This is a genomic window from Zhihengliuella alba (assembly GCF_039538765.1).
Classification (GTDB): Bacteria; Actinomycetota; Actinomycetes; order Actinomycetales; family Micrococcaceae; genus Zhihengliuella; species Zhihengliuella alba.
Window position 1 is genome coordinate 257,312 of record NZ_BAABCJ010000007.1, and the last position, 17,970, is coordinate 275,281.

At 72.7% G+C, this 17,970-nt stretch carries 16 protein-coding genes; 7 read left to right on the forward strand and 9 right to left on the reverse strand.

The window, feature by feature from the left end; genetic code table 11:
* Positions 1-46 precede the first annotated feature (46 nt).
* Entirely contained in the window at positions 47-877 is an 831-nt protein-coding gene (locus ABD784_RS13930) for an SDR family oxidoreductase (protein ID WP_344885986.1), read from the forward strand.
* On the opposite strand, the gene ABD784_RS13935 is transcribed toward ABD784_RS13930, so the two are convergent.
* Entirely contained in the window at positions 862-2,313 is a 1,452-nt protein-coding gene (locus ABD784_RS13935) for a xylulokinase (RefSeq protein WP_344885989.1), read from the reverse strand. The genes ABD784_RS13930 and ABD784_RS13935 overlap by 16 nt on opposite strands.
* Entirely contained in the window at positions 2,310-3,380 is a 1,071-nt protein-coding gene (locus tag ABD784_RS13940; protein ID WP_344885992.1) for an NAD(P)-dependent oxidoreductase, read from the reverse strand. Before ABD784_RS13940 ends, ABD784_RS13935 begins: the two co-directional genes overlap by 4 nt.
* Positions 3,381-3,439: 59 nt before the next feature.
* On the opposite strand from ABD784_RS13940, the gene ABD784_RS13945 reads away from it, so the two are divergent.
* Positions 3,440-4,189, forward strand: a complete 750-nt coding sequence (locus ABD784_RS13945) for a DeoR/GlpR family DNA-binding transcription regulator (protein ID WP_344885995.1) — start codon at positions 3,440-3,442, stop codon at positions 4,187-4,189.
* 32 nt (positions 4,190-4,221) lie between these two features.
* Here the strand turns inward: ABD784_RS13945 and ABD784_RS13950 are convergent, their stop codons facing one another.
* From ABD784_RS13950 to rhaI, 3 genes are all read right to left on the reverse strand, one after another.
* Positions 4,222-5,505 (reverse strand): MFS transporter, encoded by a 1,284-nt coding sequence (locus ABD784_RS13950; RefSeq protein ID WP_344885999.1) that lies wholly within the window; start codon positions 5,503-5,505, stop codon positions 4,222-4,224.
* A gap of 187 nt (positions 5,506-5,692) precedes the next feature.
* Positions 5,693-6,586 (reverse strand): alpha/beta hydrolase fold domain-containing protein, encoded by an 894-nt coding sequence (locus ABD784_RS13955; RefSeq protein ID WP_344886002.1) that lies wholly within the window; start codon positions 6,584-6,586, stop codon positions 5,693-5,695.
* The gene (rhaI, locus tag ABD784_RS13960) at positions 6,583-7,764 is read right to left on the reverse strand and encodes an L-rhamnose isomerase (protein WP_344886005.1); all 1,182 of its coding nucleotides are present in this window, start codon (positions 7,762-7,764) and stop codon (positions 6,583-6,585) included. The genes ABD784_RS13955 and rhaI overlap by 4 nt, the downstream gene beginning before the upstream one ends.
* A gap of 88 nt (positions 7,765-7,852) precedes the next feature.
* Between rhaI and ABD784_RS13965 the strand changes: the two genes are divergently transcribed.
* Positions 7,853-8,854 (forward strand): LacI family DNA-binding transcriptional regulator, encoded by a 1,002-nt coding sequence (locus ABD784_RS13965; protein ID WP_344886009.1) that lies wholly within the window; start codon positions 7,853-7,855, stop codon positions 8,852-8,854.
* Positions 8,855-8,937: 83 nt separating this feature from the next.
* Here the strand turns inward: ABD784_RS13965 and ABD784_RS13970 are convergent, their stop codons facing one another.
* Positions 8,938-10,107 carry an MFS transporter gene (locus ABD784_RS13970; protein ID WP_344886012.1) on the reverse strand — a complete coding sequence of 390 codons (1,170 nt, stop codon included), beginning with the start codon at positions 10,105-10,107 and terminating at the stop codon, positions 8,938-8,940.
* Positions 10,108-10,244: 137 nt separating this feature from the next.
* On the opposite strand from ABD784_RS13970, the gene ABD784_RS13975 reads away from it, so the two are divergent.
* Positions 10,245-10,460: a PLDc N-terminal domain-containing protein gene (locus ABD784_RS13975; protein ID WP_344886014.1), complete on the forward strand. Its 216-nt coding sequence runs from the start codon at positions 10,245-10,247 to the stop codon at positions 10,458-10,460.
* Between the two features lie 307 nt (positions 10,461-10,767).
* The gene (locus tag ABD784_RS13980) at positions 10,768-12,705 is read left to right on the forward strand and encodes an FAD-binding monooxygenase (protein WP_344886017.1); all 1,938 of its coding nucleotides are present in this window, start codon (positions 10,768-10,770) and stop codon (positions 12,703-12,705) included.
* 113 nt (positions 12,706-12,818) lie between these two features.
* On the opposite strand, the gene ABD784_RS13985 is transcribed toward ABD784_RS13980, so the two are convergent.
* Positions 12,819-13,721, reverse strand: a complete 903-nt coding sequence (locus tag ABD784_RS13985) for a hypothetical protein (protein ID WP_344886223.1) — start codon at positions 13,719-13,721, stop codon at positions 12,819-12,821.
* Positions 13,722-13,947: 226 nt separating this feature from the next.
* Here ABD784_RS13985 and ABD784_RS13990 point away from each other — a divergent pair, with 226 nt between their 5' ends.
* Both ABD784_RS13990 and ABD784_RS13995 read left to right on the forward strand, forming a co-directional pair.
* On the forward strand, positions 13,948-14,379 hold the full coding sequence (locus tag ABD784_RS13990; protein ID WP_344886020.1) for a MarR family winged helix-turn-helix transcriptional regulator: 432 nt from the start codon (positions 13,948-13,950) through the stop codon (positions 14,377-14,379).
* Positions 14,380-14,466: 87 nt separating this feature from the next.
* Entirely contained in the window at positions 14,467-15,699 is a 1,233-nt protein-coding gene (locus ABD784_RS13995; RefSeq protein WP_344886023.1) for an MFS transporter, read from the forward strand.
* Between the two features lie 12 nt (positions 15,700-15,711).
* Here the strand turns inward: ABD784_RS13995 and ABD784_RS14000 are convergent, their stop codons facing one another.
* Both ABD784_RS14000 and ABD784_RS14005 read right to left on the reverse strand, forming a co-directional pair.
* Positions 15,712-16,575 carry an HAD family hydrolase gene (locus tag ABD784_RS14000; protein ID WP_344886026.1) on the reverse strand — a complete coding sequence of 288 codons (864 nt, stop codon included), beginning with the start codon at positions 16,573-16,575 and terminating at the stop codon, positions 15,712-15,714.
* A 55-nt stretch (positions 16,576-16,630) separates the two neighbouring features.
* Entirely contained in the window at positions 16,631-17,929 is a 1,299-nt protein-coding gene (locus ABD784_RS14005; protein WP_344886029.1) for a glycerate kinase family protein, read from the reverse strand.
* Positions 17,930-17,970: the final 41 nt, after the last annotated feature.

A 17,970-nucleotide genomic window follows, 5' to 3' on the forward strand; every position in this document is an offset into this window, starting at 1 on the left:
CGGGCAGGCCCTACCGGGACCCGGGCGCCGCCGCTACAGTCGTCCCATGTCTCCCGCATCGATGTCCCACGCAGCGGCGTCCCACACAGCGACGTCCCACGCGTCGACGGGCCCCCTCGCAGGCCGACTCATCGCCATCACGGGGGGTGCCCGCGGGATCGGCCTCGCGCTCGGCCTCGCCGCGGCGCGCGCCGGGGCCCGCGTCGCCCTCCTCGACCGGCTCGACACGGTGGGGGCCAGCGCCCGCCGCCTCACGGAGGAGACGGGCGCCGACTGCCTCGGCGTCGAGGTGGACGTCACCGACCCGGCGTCGGTCGAGCAGGCGTTCGACCAGGTCGAGGGGGCACTGGGCCCGGCCGACGGGCTCGTGAACGCCGCCGGCATCACGCTCGGGACGCCCGCCCTCGACATCGGCCTCGAGGACTGGAATCGCATCCTCGCCGTCAACGTGACCGGCACCCTGCTGACCTGCCAGGCCTTCGCCCGGCGCCACATCGCGCGCGAGTCCGGGCGGGAGGCCGCCGTCGTCAACGTCTCCTCCATGTCCGCGTTCGCCGTGAACGTCCCGCAGACCCAGGCGGCGTACAACACCTCCAAGGCGGCGGTCTCGATGCTGACCAGGAGCCTCGCCGTGGAGTGGCTGCCGCTCGGCGTCCGGGTCAACGCGATCGCGCCGGGTTACATCGCCAGCGACATGACGCGCGACTTCGTGGCGCAGAACCCGGAGATGGCCGAGGACTGGGTGTCCCGGATCCCGGCCGGCCGCATGGGCACGCCCGAGGAGCTCGGCGACCTGGTGGTCTACCTCCTCGGCCCGGGCAGCGCCTACATGGTGGGGCAGAGCCTGGTGATCGACGGCGGCTACACGCTCGTCTGACCGCGCTCGGCGTTGAGCTGCGCGACCCGCTCGAACCAGGTCCGGCGCGCGGCGTAGGCCGCGTGCAGGTCCGCGTCCGGCTCGCAGCTGCTGGTCACGTCCAGTGCCAGCTGGGAGAGCCGGTCGACGTCGATCTCGCCCAGCGCCATGCCCGCCAGGTAGGCGGCCCCGCGGGCGGCGCCGTGGCCGGCCTCGGGGCGGTCCACCGGCACGCCCAGGACGTCGGCCTTGATCTGGCGCCACAGCGCTGACCGGGCGCCGCCGCCGGTGCTGAGCACCCGCGCGACGTCGAACCCGGCCTCCCGCAGGAGGTCCACGTCGCGGGCCATGGCCAGCGCGTTGCCCTCCAGGGTCGCCAGCATCAGGTCCTCCGGCTCGGTGTTGAGGCCCACGCCGTCGATGATGCCGCGGGCGGCGGCGTTCCAGGTCGGCGTCCGCTCGCCGGCGAGGCTGGGCACCACGGTGATCGCCGAGGGCCGGGGGCGGGCCTCGAGCAGGCTCTGGTCGCGCAGGTCGCGGCCGGCCCCGATGCGCCCGTTGACCCAGTCCACCGCGCCGCCGGCGGTGACCTGGGCGGTGATGAGGAGGTCCACGTCCGGCACGGCGTGCTGCACGTGGATCATCCCGGCCACGCGGGTGCCGCGCGGCACGGGGAGGATGGTGACGCTGGAGAACCCGGACATGTCCACGAGCTGGCCGCCCGGGGCGAGGGCGCCGGCCTCCAGCGCCGAGCCGACCGAGTCGATGCCGCCGGCGACGATGGCCGCGCCGGCGGTGATGCCCGTCTGGCGCGCCGCGTCCTCGTCGACCCGTCCGACCACCTCGGTGCAGCCGACGACGGCGGGCAGCCACTCGAGGCCCAGATCCGCCTCGAGCAGGCGGGCGTCGAAGCGGCCGGCGGCGTCGTCGAACCCCTGCATGAGCGACGCCGTGGACACGTCGAGGCAGTAGTCGCCGCCGAGCCAGGCGATGATCGCGCCGTTCGCCGCGACCACCCGCGCCGTCCGGCCGGCGATCTCGGGGCGCTCCTCGCGCAGCCACGCGAGCTTGGCCGTCCCGAAGAACGGGTCGGCGCCGTTGCGGGAGTCGGGCACGAGCTCCGCGAGCCGTACCGCCTGCTCCCCCGCCCGCCGGTCCATCCAGGTCAGGGCCGGGCCCGCCGGGCGTCCCTCCTCCGTGAGCGGCACCAGGGTCGGCCCCTGGGACGTGACGGCGACCGCGGAGACGCGGCGGCCGCCGAGCAGCGGCCTGGCCACGCGGCAGAGCGTCTCCCACCAGACCCCCGCGTCCTGCTCCCCGCCGGAGCCGTCCGCGTCGACGTGCGTGGGGTAGGGCTCCGAGCTCTGGTCGATCAGGACCCCGGCGAGGTCGGTGACGACGACCTTCACCGAGCTGGTCCCGATGTCGATGCCGACCAGCACGTCGGCGGGGCTCATGCCCCGGCTCCGGCGGGGAGGGCCACGGCGTGCGCCAGCGGGCGGCCGGCCAGGAAGTTCCCGAGGTCGACGGCGACGCCGGTCGCCGCGCGCTCGGCGGTCTCCACGCTCGCGCCGGCGATGTGCGGGGTGAGCACCACGTTGGCGCCGGCCCGGGCCAGCTCGAAGAGGCGGTGGTCGGTGTCGGCCGGCTCCGCCGGGTAGACGTCGAGGGCCACGCCGCCGAGGCGGCCGGACTCGAGGGCCTCGGCGGCGGCGTCGTAGTCCATCAGCGGACCGCGGGCCGCGTTCACCAGGATCGCCCCGGGCCGCATGGCGGCGATGCGCTCCGCCGAGAAGAGGTTCTGCGTCTCGGCGGTGACGCGGGCGTGCAGGGAGACGACGTGGGACTCGGCGACGAGCCGGTCCAGGTCCACGAGCTCGATGCCCGGGCTGACGCGCTCCGGCGCGAGGTAGGGGTCGAAGACCAGCACGCGGGCGCCCATGGCGACCAGCACCTGGGCGACGTGGCCGCCCACGGCGCCCGCGCCGACGAGGCCGATCGTGGAGCCGTTCACCTCGGTCCCGACCTGGTCCGCCCGGTACAGGTCGCCGCGCCACCGGCCCTCGAGCAGGGAGCCGTGGGCCGCCGGCAGCTGCCGGAGCGCGGCGAGCAGCAGCGTGAGGGTCAGCTCCGCCGTGGCGATGCCGTTGCGGCCCGGCACGTTGGCCACGGTGATGCCGCGCTCGGTGGCGGCGGCCAGGTCGATGTTGACCGGGCCCCCGCGGCTGACGCCGATGAAGCGCAGCGAGGCGCTGGCCTCCAGGACCCGCCGGGACATGGGCGCGAGCTGCGTGACGATCGCGTCCACCCCGTCGAGGGCCTCGATGAGCTGGTCCTCGGTGCCGGAGGCCTCGGAGACCGTGCCCACGTCGCCGAAGGGCTCGTCCGGCCACGGCAGCTCGAGGGTGCTGATCTCCAGCGGCGCGCCGACCTCGCGGCGCAGGGCCGCCTCGAAGGTGGCGGGCCGGATGAACCGGTCGCCGGCGGCGAGCACGGTGGTCTTGGGGGCCTTCTCGGGGCTCATGACGTCCTCTCTCCGGAGCGGTTCCGGGGCCGCCTCCGCGTATTCATATGATGGTCGGTGTGAAAAGTCTTGCTGCAGAAGAGCGCCTCGATTGGCTGCGCACCGAACTCCTGGCCGCCGGCTCCGTGGAGCTGGCCGCCGCATCGGAGGCCCTGGGCGTCAGTGAGATGACGGTGCGACGCGACCTGCGGATGCTCGAGGAGGCCGGCGAGGCCCGCCGGGTCCGCGGCGGCGCCGTGGCGCCCGGCCCGCGGACCTTCCAGAGCCGCGAGCTCACGCGCAGCGCCCAGAAGCGCCAGATCGCGCTGAAGGCGGCGGCGCTCGTGCCGCCCCGGGGCGTCATCGCCGTGGACTCCTCCTCGACGATGCACCGGCTGGCGTCCCGGCTGGGGGCGGCCGAGCAGCTCCGCGCCCTGGCCAACGCCCTGCCGATCTACGAGGCCCTGGCCGAGCACCCGGGCGTGACGCCGATCCTCCTCGGCGGCACCCTGGACCGGCGTTCCGGATCGTTCGTGGGCCCGGTCACCGAGCGGTTCCTGGAGGAGGTCCACATCGACCTGTACTTCATGTCGACGGCGGCGCTGGACCACACCGGCTGCCAGGAGGACACCTGGGAGGAGGCCTCGCTCAAGCGCCGGATCGCCCAGGCGGCGGACCGCGTGGTGGTGGGCGCCGACTCCGCCAAGCTGGGCATCCGCGCCGAGGCGCGCTCCGTCCCGCTGGCGGACGTCGACATCCTCATCACCGAGCTGGACCCGGACGCCGAGGAGGTCGCGGAACTGGCGAACGTCATCCCGACGGTCCTCTAGTCCGCGTCGGCGCCCTGCCGGGGCGTTCCGGATCACGCGGCGGCCGCCTCCCGCTCCGCGGCGGCCAGGGAGCCCTGGTCCACCTTCATCAGGAAGGAGACCCCGAAGCCCACCAGGTAGGTGCAGGCGAGGGCGATGACCGTGCCGGTGGTGCCCAGGACGTCCCAGAGCAGCGTCACCAGCAGCGCGCCGATGAACTGCGAGGCGCCGGCGGCCAGATTCAGCAGGGCCACGGCGTTGCCGCGCCGGTGCGGCTCGAGGGCCGGCATGAGCGCCGACAGCGGCACGTAGGCGGCGATGGCGAAGCCGAACACCACGATCGCGGCGGCCGTGAGCCAGACGTTGGGGCCGGCGAGCATGGGCGTGAAGTACACCAGCAGGGTGGCGACGAACATGCCGATGCTGCCGAACCAGCGGATCGTCCGGACCCAGCCGATGCGGTCGCCGATGATGCCCCACATGAGGTTGGTGAACACGGTGACCAGGTAGACGAGGGCCCAGAGCTGGAGCCACGTCGACTGGTCGAACCCGTAGTCCTGCACGAACACGATGGGCAGCAGGACGATGAAGCCGTAGAGCGAGATCTGGTTGATGATGCGCTGCAGCATGCCGTAGGCGAGCTGGACGTTCTGGAACGGCATGGCCAGGGTGACCTTGAGCGTCTGGCCCAGGCCGCGGAGGGTGCGCGGCCCGGCCGTCTCCGGCCCCTTGCCGCTGACCAGGAAGCCGGCCATCAGGGCGCCGACGGCGACGAAGCCGATGGCGGACCACAGCGTGGTCACCTCGCCCACCCACGGGATCGTCAGGCTCGGCATGTAGCTGCCGAAGACGCCGACACCGATCGAGTAGCTGGCCCAGAACCAGCCCATGGCGGAGGAGAGCCGCTCCTGCGGCGCCGCGTAGGAGATCCAGACCACGAAGCCGAACACGAACATCGGGTAGGTGACGGCGCGGATCGCGTACATGGTCAGCAGCATGGCGTAGTTCTCCGCCATGACGCCGAAGAGCATGAAGCCGGCGTGGAAGACGATCCAGCCGATCGCCGCCACGATCATGATTCGGCGCGGGCCGAAGTACTCGGCGAGCACGCCGGAGGCGAACGCGCCGAGGGCGGCCACCAGGCCGTAGACGGTGAAGACCGTGCCGATCTGGGCGTTGCTGAAGTCGGTGGTGGTGGAGAGGAAATTGGAGAGGAACGCCTGCTCCAGACCGTCGCCGGTCATGAAGAAGGCGATCGCCACGTATCCCCAGAGGAGGCTGGAGGACAAGCCCAGGAAACTTCTCGGCGCCCCGGTGGGGCGGATCGAGGCACTCATGTGAACTCCCTTGTTTCGGTGCCAGGTGTCAAGCGTCACATGTTAGAGTATGACATAAGACGTCAGAAGTTGTTAAGTCCTGCTCGTCAGACCCAGAATCCCAGGGGTGCGCATGACAGAAGCCGCAGCCCCGCGAGGGGACTGCGGCTTCTGTGCGGTCGACGCCCGGGCCTCCGGGCTCCATGCCTCAGCCGGCGGACCGGCCGAGCAGACGGCTCGCGAAGCGTTCCACCGTGGACGCCGCACCCGGCTCCTCGTCCGACCGGTTGAGATAGCCGTGCGTGGCTCCGGGCTCGACGGCGAGGTCCACGTCCACGCCGGCCTCGCGGAGCGTCGCGGCGAAGGCCTCGGCGGACACGCGCAGCTCGTCGATCTCGGCGACGGCGATGGAGGACGGCGGGAAGTCGGCGAGCTGCGAGGCCGTCCCGGTGCCCGGCACGGCCTCGAGGGGTGCGTCCTCGGCCGGACCGGCGGGGCCGAGGTAGTTCTCGTAGAAGGACCGCACTGCAGCCGGGGCGAACTCCTCGGTCCGCCCGGCCGCCGCCAGGGCCCGCCGCAGCTCCTCGCCGACCGGCGGCTGGACGGCGTGCAGGGTGGGATAGGCGAGCAGCACGCGCCAGGGCGCGGCCCGATCGGCGAGCAGGCGCAGGGTGGCGCCGGCCGCGAGGTTCGCGCCGGCGCTCGCGCCGCCGATGGCGACCCGGGCCGGGTCGGCTCCGAGCTCCTCGGCGCGCTCCCGCGCCCAGGCGTGGACGAAGGCGAGCTCCTCCAGAGCCACCGGGAAGTGGACGCCGGGCCGGACAGCGCCGCCCCAGCGGGCCTGACCGTCGAGCGGGGCCAGCCGGTAGTCGACCGAGACGACGGCGATCCCCCGCCCGGCCAGTTGCCGGGCCAGCCAGTCGGCCTCCGGCATGTCCAGGTCGCCGACGGCGAACGCACCGCCATGCGCCCAGACCAGAGCGGGGGCCGCCGTCGGCCGCGGCGCCCGCGCGCCGCCGTCGGACGCCTCCGCACCCGCCGGCAGGTAGGCCCGCACGGGGAGCTCACCGTGCGGGCCGTCGAGCAGCAGCTCTCGGATCATGCGCCCCAGCTGGCCTGCTGACCGCCCTGGCGCTCCTCGTTGATGCGCGCCTGGTAGCCGGACTCGGCGTAGGCGGCCATCGGGTCCGCGGGCAGGCCACGGGACTCGCGCCACTCGGCCAGCGCCGGGCGGACGTCCGTGTAGAAGGCGTCCATGAAGACCGCGTTGGCCGCCAGGACGTCCTGGTTGCCGCGGGCCTCGGCGAGGGCCTCCTGGTCCACGAGCAGTGCGCGGGCCGTCATCTCCTGGACGTTGAGGACGGAGCGGATCTGCCCCGGGATCTTCTCCTCGATGTTGTGGCACTGGTCCAGCATCAGGCCCAGGTCCGTGCCCTCGTCCAGGCCGCCGCCGCGCACCACCTCGGCCATGATGCGGAAGAGCTGGAACGGATCGGCCGCGCCGACGATCAGGTCGTCGTCGGCGTAGAAGCGCGAGTTGAAGTCGAACGAGCCGAGCTTGCCGAGGCGCAGGAGCTGCATGACGATGAACTCGATGTTGGTGCCCGGCGCGTGGTGGCCGGTGTCCAGGCAGACCTTGGCCTTTTCGCCCAGCGCCGCCACCTGGGCGTAGGACGTGCCCCAGTCCGGGACGTCCGTGTGGTAGAACGCCGGCTCGAAGAACTTGTACTCGAGCACCATGCGCTGCTCGTCGCCGAGCGCGGCGTAGATCTCGGCGAGCGACTCGGCCAGGTTGTCCTGGCGCTGGCGCATGTCGCCCTGGCCCGGGTAGTTGGTCCCGTCGGCGAGCCAGATCTTGAGGTCGTTGGACCCGGTGGCGGTCATGATCTCGATGCACTCGAGGTGGTGGTCGATCGCCGCGCGGCGGATCTTGGCGTCCGCGTGCGTGAGCGAGCCGAACTTGTACTGGTCCGCCTGGAACGTGTTGGAGTTGATGGTCCCGATCGTCATGCCGAGGTCCTCGGCGTAGCGGCGCAGCGCCGCGTAGTCGTCCACCTTGTCCCAGGGGATGTGGAGTGCGACGGCGGGGGCCAGGCCGGTGGTCCTGTTCACCTGGGCGGCGTCGGCGATCTTCTCCTCCACGGTGCGGGGCGTGCCCGGCGTGGTGAAGACCTTGAAGCGGGTTCCGGAGTTGCCGTAGGCCCACGACGGGACCTCGATGGCCAGTCGCTCCAGCTGCGGCGCGATGGCGCTCAAACCGGCGGCGGACAGTGCGGTCATGGGAGTGCCCCTTTGAATCGTTTCAGAAATACGATTCAAATGTAGGATGGGACGAACATCCTGTCAAGTGCGTCACACGGAGGACCCCATGAGAGCTGCCAGCGTCAAGGACGTCGCCGACCGCGCCGGGGTCTCGGTGGGCACCGTCTCCAATGTGCTGAACAACCCGGACCGCGTGGCGACCGCCACGCGCGAGCGGGTCCTGGCGGCGATCTCGGAGCTGGGCTTCGTCCGGAACGACGCGGCCCGCCAGCTGCGCGCCGGCCAGAGCCGGACCATCGGCCTGGTGCTCCTGGACGCGGCCAACCCGTTCTACGCCGCGCTGGCCGCCGGCGCCGAGGACGAGGCCGCGAAGCACAACTCCACCGTCCTGCTCGCCAGCAGCCAGGGCGACCCGCGCCGCGAGGAGCGCTACGTCGACCTCTTCGAGGAGCAGCGCGTCCAGGGTCTGCTGATCAGCCCCGTGGGAGACCCGTCCGCCCGCCTGGGGCAGCTGGTCAGCCGCGGCGTGCCGACGGTCCTGGTGGACCGGGACGCCGAGGCCGAGAGCTACGGGTCCGCCTCCGTGGACGACGTCCATGGCGGGCGCCTCGCCGTCGAACACCTGGTGGCCGACGGCCGCCGTCGGATCGCGTTCCTGGCCTCCGACCCGGGTCTGCGCCAGGTCGCGGACCGCTTCGCCGGGGCCCGGCAGGCCGCCGAGTCCGCCGGCGCCGAGCTGGAGTTCGTCCGGACCTCCGGCATGACCATCCTCGGCGGACGCGCCGCCGCGGCCGACCTCCTCCGCCGGGAGACGGCGCCGGACGCGATCTTCTGCGCGAACGATCTGCTCGCGACCGGCGTGCTTCAGGCCCTCATCATGGACGGCCGCTACCGGGTGCCGGGCGACGTGGCGCTGGTCGGCTACGACGACATCGAGTTCGCCTCGAGCGCGATCGTCCCGCTGACCACCGTGCGCCGTCCGGCCGAGGAGATGGGCCGTACCGCCGTGCGCATGCTCCTGGGCAAGGTCGAGGTGGAGCACACCGTGTTCAAGCCCGAGCTCGTGGTCCGCGCGAGCAGCCGGCGCACCGGCGACGCCGCCAGCTAGGACAGAACCCACGACCCGAGACCCGGACCCAGGCCCAGGCCCAGGCCCAGACCCAGGGTCTGCTCGCCCTCCTGCCGCGGGATCTAGCGCTGGATGCCCGGCGTCCGCAGCTGCCAGACCAGCGCGACCACCGCGATCGCCGTCAGCACCGACATGGCCACCGGCAGCGAGGCGGCCCCGCTCATGAGGCCGATCGCGGGGCTGAGCACGATCGTCGTCGCACGCATCGCGAAGCTCACCCACGTCACGCCGCTGTGCGGCGGCAGGCCGGGCACCGCGTCGGCCTGGGCGAAGGCGATCGGGACCGTGACCGCGCAGCCGAGCCCGGCGATGACGAACCCGAGGAGCGTCAGCGGGACGTTCGGCGCCCAGGCGGCCGCCACCAGGCCGACCGCGACGGCCGCCAGCGAGATCACCAGCGCCCGCCGGTCCCCGAGCCGGTCGACGACCCGGTCGCCGAGCAGCCGGCCCACGAACTGCGCGCCCAGCAGCACGCTCACGCCGATGCCCGCGGCCCCGGCCGGCAGGCCGCGCTCGCTGGCCAGCAGCACCGCGGACCAGTTGCCGCCGATCTCCTCCACACTGATGCCGGCGAGCGCCACCAGCGCGAGCGGGACGAGGAACTTCGCGACCCCGCGACCGCCCAGCGGGGCGACCGGCGCCTCGTCGGCGATCGCCGCGCGGTCTGGCAGGAAGTTCCGCGCCGCCCACGCCATCGACCCCACGCAGACCGCGCCCCACAGGGCCAGATGCGCCACGAGCGGCACGTCGGCGAGCGCCATGAGCGTCCCGACGCCGCCGCCCACCGCGGCGCCGATGCTCCAGCCGGCGTGCATGAAGTTCAGCAGGGAGCGGCCGTAGGCCTCCTGGACGCGCAGCCCCTGGGAGTTCTGCCCGACGTCCACGCAGGCGTCCCCGAGGCCGGAGAGGAACAGGCCCAGGAAGAAGAGCCACGGCAGCCCGACGACGACGCCGGTCGCCGCCGTCGTCAGGGCGAGGGCGCACCAGAGGGTGCCGAACGCCGTCGTGCGCGGGGTGCCGAAGCGGCGCAGCACGGCCGCGGGCAGGTGGAAGGCGGCCGCGCCGCCGATCGTCATGCCCACCACGAGCAGGCCGAACACCGCGGGGCTGACTCCCAGGACGTCCTTGACCTCGGCGTAGCGGGCCAGCAGGGAGGCTGGGAGGGCGCCGTTGGTCGCGAAGGCCAGCATGGCGGAGACGCGGGCGCGCCTGAGCACGGAATCTGGATGCATGGGGTCGAGTCTTCCGCATGCTCCGCCGACGGGTGAAAAACCGGTGCGGCGCGTCGGGCTCGGGCCTGACCGGGGATCGCCGGGGTGGTTGACCCGGATGCGTAGGCTGGGACCGAATCCATCGAGAGGGGAATGACATGGCGAAGAAGTCGTGGGCCGAGCTGACCCGGCAGCAGAAGTGGCGCCTGGGCGTCCTCGGCGTGGTGCAGCTGGCCCTGCAGTTCGTGGTCCTGCGGGACATCGCGGAGCGCCCGGCGGACGAGGTCAACGGCCCGAAGGCCGGCTGGATCGCCGCGAGCTTCCTCAACTTCGCGGGGCCCCTCGCCTACCTGGCGCTCGGTCGCAAGAACTAGCTCCACTCCCCGGCCCGGGGCCGTCCACCGCGGACGGGCCCGGGCCTTTCTGCGTCCGGGGGTCGGCGGCCCGGTCCCGACGCATCGACGTCGCGATCCTGCAGGCCAGAGCCCGCTTCCGCCCGCTGGAGTGCGACCTCGAGGCCTGCGACCTGCGTGGTCGCACCGCGAAACTCACGCCGCCCGGCTATGACTGCAGTCACATCTACCTTACAGTTGAGGCAGGTGCTTGTTCGACTATCGAACCGGCCGTTCTATTATCGAACACAAAGGGGCAGCAGCCCTCTCACGAAGGAGTGACAGAGCCGTGCAATTCCACCACCAGGGCTACGTCTCCGGGGATCCGCGCGTCCAGCCCGCCGCCGGCGTCGGACTGGACCGCCCGGAGGAGCTCCCCGACCAGGTCGACGTCCTCATCGTCGGGACCGGCCCCGCCGGGATGATCACCGCCGCCCAGCTCTCCCAGTTCCCGGACGTCACCACGCGCATCGTCGAGCGCCGGCCGGGTCGGCTCGCGATCGGCCAGGCGGACGGCATCCAGGCGCGCAGCGTCGAGACGTTCCAGGCCTTCGGCTTCGCCCAGCGCATCACCGAGGAGGCGTACCGCATCACCGAGATGGCGTTCTGGAAGCCGGACCCCGAGGACCCCTCGCGCATCGTCCGCACCGCCCGGCCGGAGGACGATCCCGCCGGTGTCAGCGAGTTCCCGCACCTGATCGTGAACCAGGCGCGCGTGCTGGACTACTTCGCGGAGTTCATGAAGAACTCCCCCACCCGGATGGAGCCGGACTACGGCTACGAGTTCACGGGCCTCGAGGTGGACGACGACGCCGAGTACCCGGTGACGGTGACGCTGACGCGCACGGCCGGCGAGGACATCGGCGCGGAGCGCACCGTCCGCGCCAAGTACGTGGTCGGGTCCGACGGCGCCCGCAGCCGGGTGCGCCAGTCGATCGGCTGCACGCTGGCCGGCGACCAGGCGAACCACGCCTGGGGCGTCATGGACATCCTGGCCGTCACCGACTTCCCCGACATCCGCCTCAAGTGCGCCATCCAGTCCGGCAACGGCGGCAGCATCCTCCTCATCCCCCGCGAGGGCGGCCACCTCTTCCGCATGTACGTTGACCTCGGCGAGGTCGACCCCGAGAACCACGGCGCCGTGCGGGACACGAGCATCGACGAGATCATCGCCAAGGCGAACGCGATCCTCAGCCCGTACACCCTGGACGTGCGCAACGTGGCCTGGCACAGCGTCTACGAGGTCGGGCACCGGCTCACGGACCGGTTCGACGACGTCCTGCCGGAGGACCGCGGCCGGCGCACCCCGCGTATCTTCATCACGGGCGACGCCTGCCACACGCACAGCGCGAAGGCCGGCCAGGGCATGAACGTGTCCATGCAGGACGGGTTCAACATCGGCTGGAAGCTCGGCCATGTCCTGGAGGGGCGCAGCCCGGAGGCCCTGCTGGCCACCTACTCCGCCGAGCGCCAGGTGGTGGCGCAGAACCTGATCGACTTCGACAAGCAGTGGTCCACGCTCATGGCCAAGAAGCCCGAGGAGTTCGAGGACCCCTCGGAGCTCGAGGAGTTCTACGTCCGGACGCAGGAGTTCCCCAGCGGCTTCATGACGCAGTATTCGCCGTCGATGCTGGTCGCCGAGGCCGAGCACCAGGACCTCGCCAGCGGCTTCACCGTGGGCAAGCGCTTCAAGTCCGCCCCTGTGGTGCGCGTGTGCGACGCGGTGCCGATGCACCTGGGTCACCACGCAACGGCGGACGGCCGCTGGCGGATCTACGTGTTCGCCGATCAGGCCGAGGCCGGCAGCGCGTCGGCCGTCGCGGACCTCGCCGCGTGGATCGGCAGCGCCGCGGACTCGCCCTTCTCCGGCCTGCCCGAGGGCGTGGCACCGGACGACTGGTTCGATTTGAAGGTCGTCTACCAGCAGAAGCACAGCCAGGTGGATCTCGGCGGCGTGCCCGTCGAGTTCAAGCCGCCGATGGGGCCGTTCGGGCTGACCGACTACGAGAAGGTCTACGCCGCCGACCCGAAGGAGGACATCTTCGAGAGCCGGGGGATCGCCCGCTCGGGGGCGATCGTCGTGGTGCGGCCGGATCAGTACGTGGCCGATGTCCTGCCGCTGACGGCCACCACGGAGCTCGGCCGGTTCTTCGCCGGCGTCCGCGGCATCGACCAGCCGGTGAGCAGCGCGTCACGGCACGCGGCCGTCCCGACGCCGCCGCAGTAGGCAACCGCAGGGAGGCGGCCCGGCACTTCGGTGCCGGGCCGCCTCGTCATGTCGCTGGCAACCGGATCTCTGAGCCCTCCGGCGAGCGCGCCAGAGGCCTTCCGGCCACAGGATCAGACCTCGAAGTCGCCGAAGCCCCCGCCCTCGCCGCCGAATCCACCGAAGCCGCCACCCTCGCCGCCGAAGAGGCCGCCCAGCATGCCGCCGGCCTGGTCGGTCAGTCCCTCGCCGGCCGCGGTGATGCCCTCGCCGGCACCGGCGATGCCGTCCGTCAGACCCTCGGCCGCACCGGAGAGATCCTCGCCCATGCCACCGAAGCCGTCGAGCAGCGGACCGGCGATCGCCGAGCCGATGAACCCGCCGGCCACGCCGGCCATGAGGCCTGCGCCGAGACCGCCGGCAGCACCCGCAGCCAGGCCGCCCATGCCGGGGCGCCGGGAGCCGCCGCGCGAACCGCCGCTGCCGAGGAGCTTCTCCATGAACCCGGGCTGGGAGACCTCTGCGCGGGTCGCCGCCCGGGCCAGGTCGTGGGGCCGGTCCGTGCCGGGCCGCTCGGCTGGCGGCAGCTGCTCCGAGAGCTCGGCCTGGAGGAGGTTCCGCTGCTGCGGCGTGAGCCGTGCGAACGCCTCCTCGTGGGCGCGCTCCATGTCCTGGGGCGGCGCCGTCCGCAGCATGTAGCGGTACTTCTCGATGGCGGCCCGGTCCTCGCGGGACACGCCCTCCGCGCCGACGGGCCCGCCCTGCGGCTGCCGCTGGGGGCCGTCATAGCCCGGGCCGCCATAGCCCGAGGTGTCATAGCCCCGGTGGTCGTCGCCGCGATTGTCGTAGCCCCGGTGATCGGCGCCGCGGTTGTCATCACCACGATTGTCGTGGCCGCGGTTGTCATAGCCGCCGTACTGGCGACCACCTGAGGGAGCTCCCCGCTCCCGTCCGTCTCCACCGCTGCGCGACTGGAGCTGCTCGCGGACATAGTCGCCGGCCATCTGCTTGCCCTTGCGGATCAACTTGTCGAACATCGCCACGGTGCGGCCTCCTCGTCCTCTGGTGCGGCACGGCTCTCACCGCGCCTCTCCCGGTTAAACTCCCACGCCCGGCCGGGAGTTCCCTCAAGCGCTGCCGATACCGGATCCACAGGTCCAGTTCGCGCTCGATCCTCCAAAAGCGCCCGGAGGCGCGGAGGGTGGCGTGGGCAGCAAGGCGAACTGAATAACCTCCTTATATAAGCATGTTATGGTGTAGGGCGTGTCCACCCCCACGAGCACCGCAGAACTCATCAGCCGCCTCCTGGGCTCGGCCTATCGCACCACCCGCTTGGCGACCCACCTCTCCCCCGCCCTCCGCGGCAACACCAACTACCGCGTCCTCGGACTGCTGCGCCAGTTCGACGGCGTCAGGGTCGGCCAGATCGCCGCCCACGAGCGGATCAGCCAGCCCCGCGCCACGCAGGTCGCCGCCGACCTCGAGGCCGCCGGCCTGGTGGAGCGCGCCAGCGACCCCGAGGACGGGCGGGCCTCGATCGTCCGGATCACGCCCGAGGGCAGCTCCGCCCTGGACGAGCGGATGATCCACCTGGCCGGGCTGCTGGAGTCTCGCTTCCCCGAGCTCACCGAGGAGGACCGGGCCGCGATCGCGCGCACCATCGAGCTGCTCGAGGAGGCCGCGGCCACCGGCTGACGGCCCCGTGCCGCGGCATCGCCCGGAACCCGACACCGAACACCGAGAACGCCTCTTCCGCACGACCCTCGAAGGACCGAACCCCGCGTGACCCGAGTCCCCAGCGCCCGCCAGAACTCCATCTTCGACCAGCCCCGCGCCGTCTGGGCCGTCGCCTTCGCCGCGGTGATCGCGTTCATGGGCATCGGTCTCATCGGCCCGATCCTGCCGACCGTCACCGTTCAGCTCGGCGCCACGCCCACGCAGACGTCGCTCCTGTTCACCAGCTATCTGGCGATCACCGGGCTGGGAATGTTCTTCACCAGCTGGGTCTCCTCACGCATCGGGTTCCGCACCACGCTGATGCTCGGCCTGGCCGTCATCGTCGTGGCGGCCGCCCTCGCGGGGTTCGCCACGTCGATCGAGGCGCTCATCGCCTTCCGTGCTCTCTGGGGCCTGGGCAACGCACTCTTCATCTCCACGGCGCTCGCCTCCATCATCAGCGCCGCGAACGGCAGTGCCGGCTCGGCCATCATCATCTACGAGGCAGCGCTCGGCCTCGGCATCGCCATGGGGCCGCTGGCGGGCGGGCTGCTCGGGATGATCGGCTGGCAGGCCCCCTTCTTCGGCACCTCGGTGCTGATGCTGATCGCGCTCAGCTCCATCCTCTTCTTCCTCCCGCGGAGCAGCTCCCGGCCGGAGCGCGCATCGATCGGCGCGCCCTTCCACGCACTCGCCGTCCCCTCGATCCTCACCCTCGCCGTCGCCGCCTTCCTCTACAACATCGGCTTCTTCGTCCTCATGTCCTACACCCCGTACCCGCTGGGCTTCACCTCGCTCGGCATCGGCATGGTCTTCACCGGCTGGGGGCTCGGAGTGGCGCTGACCAGCGTCTTCGGGGCACCACTGCTCACTCGGCGGGTGTCGCCGCGCCGCGTCCTGTGGGCGATGCTCCTGTTGTTCGCCGCGGCCCTCGCGGTCACCGGGCTGGAGGTCCGCAACACGCCCCTGCTGGTCGCCATGGTGGTGGTCGGCGGACTGATCATCGGCGTCATCAACACCGTCCTGACCGAATGCGTGATGGAGGCGAGCGATCTGCCCCGGGCCGTTGCGTCCTCGTCCTACTCCGGGGTGCGGTTCCTGGGCGGCGCGATCGCCCCGCCGGTCGCGGCGGCCCTCGCCGCCGCGTGGACGCCGACGGTCCCGTTCCTCTTCGGGGCCGCCGCGGCCGTGCTCGCCGCCCTTCTGGTGCTGACGGCCGGCCGAACGCTCGACCGCACCGAGGAGCCGGTCCAGGCCTCACCGGCGCAGGAGGCCGAGGCCATCACCCTCGGCGAATAGGCCGGGACCGACTCAGATCAGGCCGAGCTCGGCGAACGCGGCCACCAGGCCCTCGTCCCGCGGCGGTGCCGCCGTCCGGTCCGCCAGCGCCATGAGGCGCTCCGAGGCGCCCTCGATGACGATCCCGACGCCGGCGAACTCGATCATCTCCAGATCGTTCTCGCCGTCGCCCGCGGCGACCGAGTGCTCGCGGGCGATACCGAGGTGGGCGAGCACCGCTGCGACGCCGTCCGCCTTGCTGATGCCGCGCTGGTAGAGCTCGCCCGTGTGGCGGCCCTCGTCCGCGATCGAGTTCTCGACGACGGCGATCCCGTCGCCGATATCCTCGACCAGCCGGCTCATCGGCACGGCGCTGTCCATGACGGAGACCTTCGAGAAGGGCACCTCGGTGCGCTCGGCCGCGGGTCGAAGGGCACCCAGGATCGCGGACTCCCCGGCGCCCACGCCCTGGTCGAAGTGCTCCTGGACGATAGCCCGGAAGCGCTCCTCGGCGGCCGGCGGGACGTGGAGGAACTCCTGCGCCTCCAGGACGTAGACGACGTCGTGCGCGTCGAGGACCTCGACCGTGCGGGCCGCCAGGTCCGCCGGGAAGCGACGGTCCACCAGGACCTCGCCGGCGGCCTCGGCGTACGCGCCGGCGCTGGCGACGACGCCGTCGAAGCCCGCACCCAGGATGTCCGCGGACAGCATGGACCGGGGCCGGCCGGTGCACAGGAAGACCCAGTGCCCGGCCCTCCGGGCCGCCCGCACGGCACCGGCGTGCCCGGGCGGGACCACACCGTAGTCGGCGTAGGTCCCGTCGACGTCGAGGAACACCGCGCGCACGGCGCCGCCCGCGTCGGGTCGCGCCGGATGGCTCGCAGGCTGGGATCGCATGGCACGGATCCTACCGGTCGGGCCGCGGGCGGAGCCTGATCGCCCGGCCGGGCCGCTACCAGGCGGGGCGCGGGCTCAGCCGGGTCGCCGCCATGCTCGCACCGAAGATGATGGTGCGCATGAGCCGCTCCGCCGCCTCGATCAGGAGCCGCTCGCCGTCGTCGACCGCTTCCTGGAGCGTCATCGGGATGGGGACGATCGACGCGATGGCGTCGATGCCGATGTCGTGGACGTCGCGCGCCCCACGGCCGAGCGTCCCGGCGAGCGCGACGACGGGCACGCCCTGGCGGGCGGCCCGGCGAGCGACCTCGGCCGGGACCTTGCCCCGGGGCGTCTGGAAGTCGATGGCGCCCTCGGCCGTGATGACCAGGTCGGCCCCGTGCAGCAGCGCGTCGAGGTCGAAGCCCGCGAGGCCGGAGTCCAGGATGGCCTCGAACCGGGGCATCAGCGTGGCGCCCACGGCTGCCAGGCCCGCACCGAGTCCGCCCGAGGCCCCCGTGCCCGGCCCGGTCGCCAGGTCGACGGCGCCGCCACCGGGTCCGTCCCCTGCCAGGCCGGCCAGGCCCGGGACATCCCCGGGGAACCCGCCCCGGTCGAGTCCGCTCCGCGTCAGCCCGTCCCGCTCGAGGACGGCGGCCCAGCGCTCGAAACCGGCCGACATCTCCTCGACCTGCTCCGGCGTGGCGCCCTTCTGCGGGCCGAAGACCCGGGCCACGCCGCGAGCCCCCGTCAGCACGTTGTGCGGGTTCAGGGCGAGCGTGATGTCGACGGAGCGCTCGGCGAGCGCCGGATGGAGCCCCGTGAGGTCCAGCCGGGCCACCCGGCCCAGATGGTCGCCGCCGGGCGGGACGGGCTCGCCGTCGGCGTCCAGGACCCGGGCCCCGAGGCCCTGCAGGGCGCCCATGCCGCCGTCGGACGTCCCGGAGTCGCCGCAGCCGACGAGGATGCGCCGCGCCCCGGCGTCGATGGCCGCGGCGATGAGCTCGCCGACACCGCGGCTCGTGGTCCGCCCGGGGTCGCGCCGGTCGCACGGCACCAGCCGGAGCCCCGCGGCGGCGGCCATCTCCACGACGGCGGTCCCGCGGGCCTCCCCGCCCAGCAGCGCGAAGTGGGAGTCGACGGGGTCGCCGACCGGGCCGGTCACGCGCAGCGGCACGAGTCGACCGCCGGTCGCCTCGGCTAGCGTCTGCGCCGTTCCCTCGCCGCCGTCGGCGATGGGCACGGCCTTCACCACGGCGCCCGGGAGGGCACGGCGGACGCCCGCGGCGATGGCCTGGGCGACGGCGGCCGAGTCCAGCGACTCCTTGAATCCGGAGGGGGCGACGAGGATGCGCTGGGGCAGGAGATGGTTCATGGCGAGGTCCTTTGCGGTGTGGTGGAGCAGTGGTTGGAAGG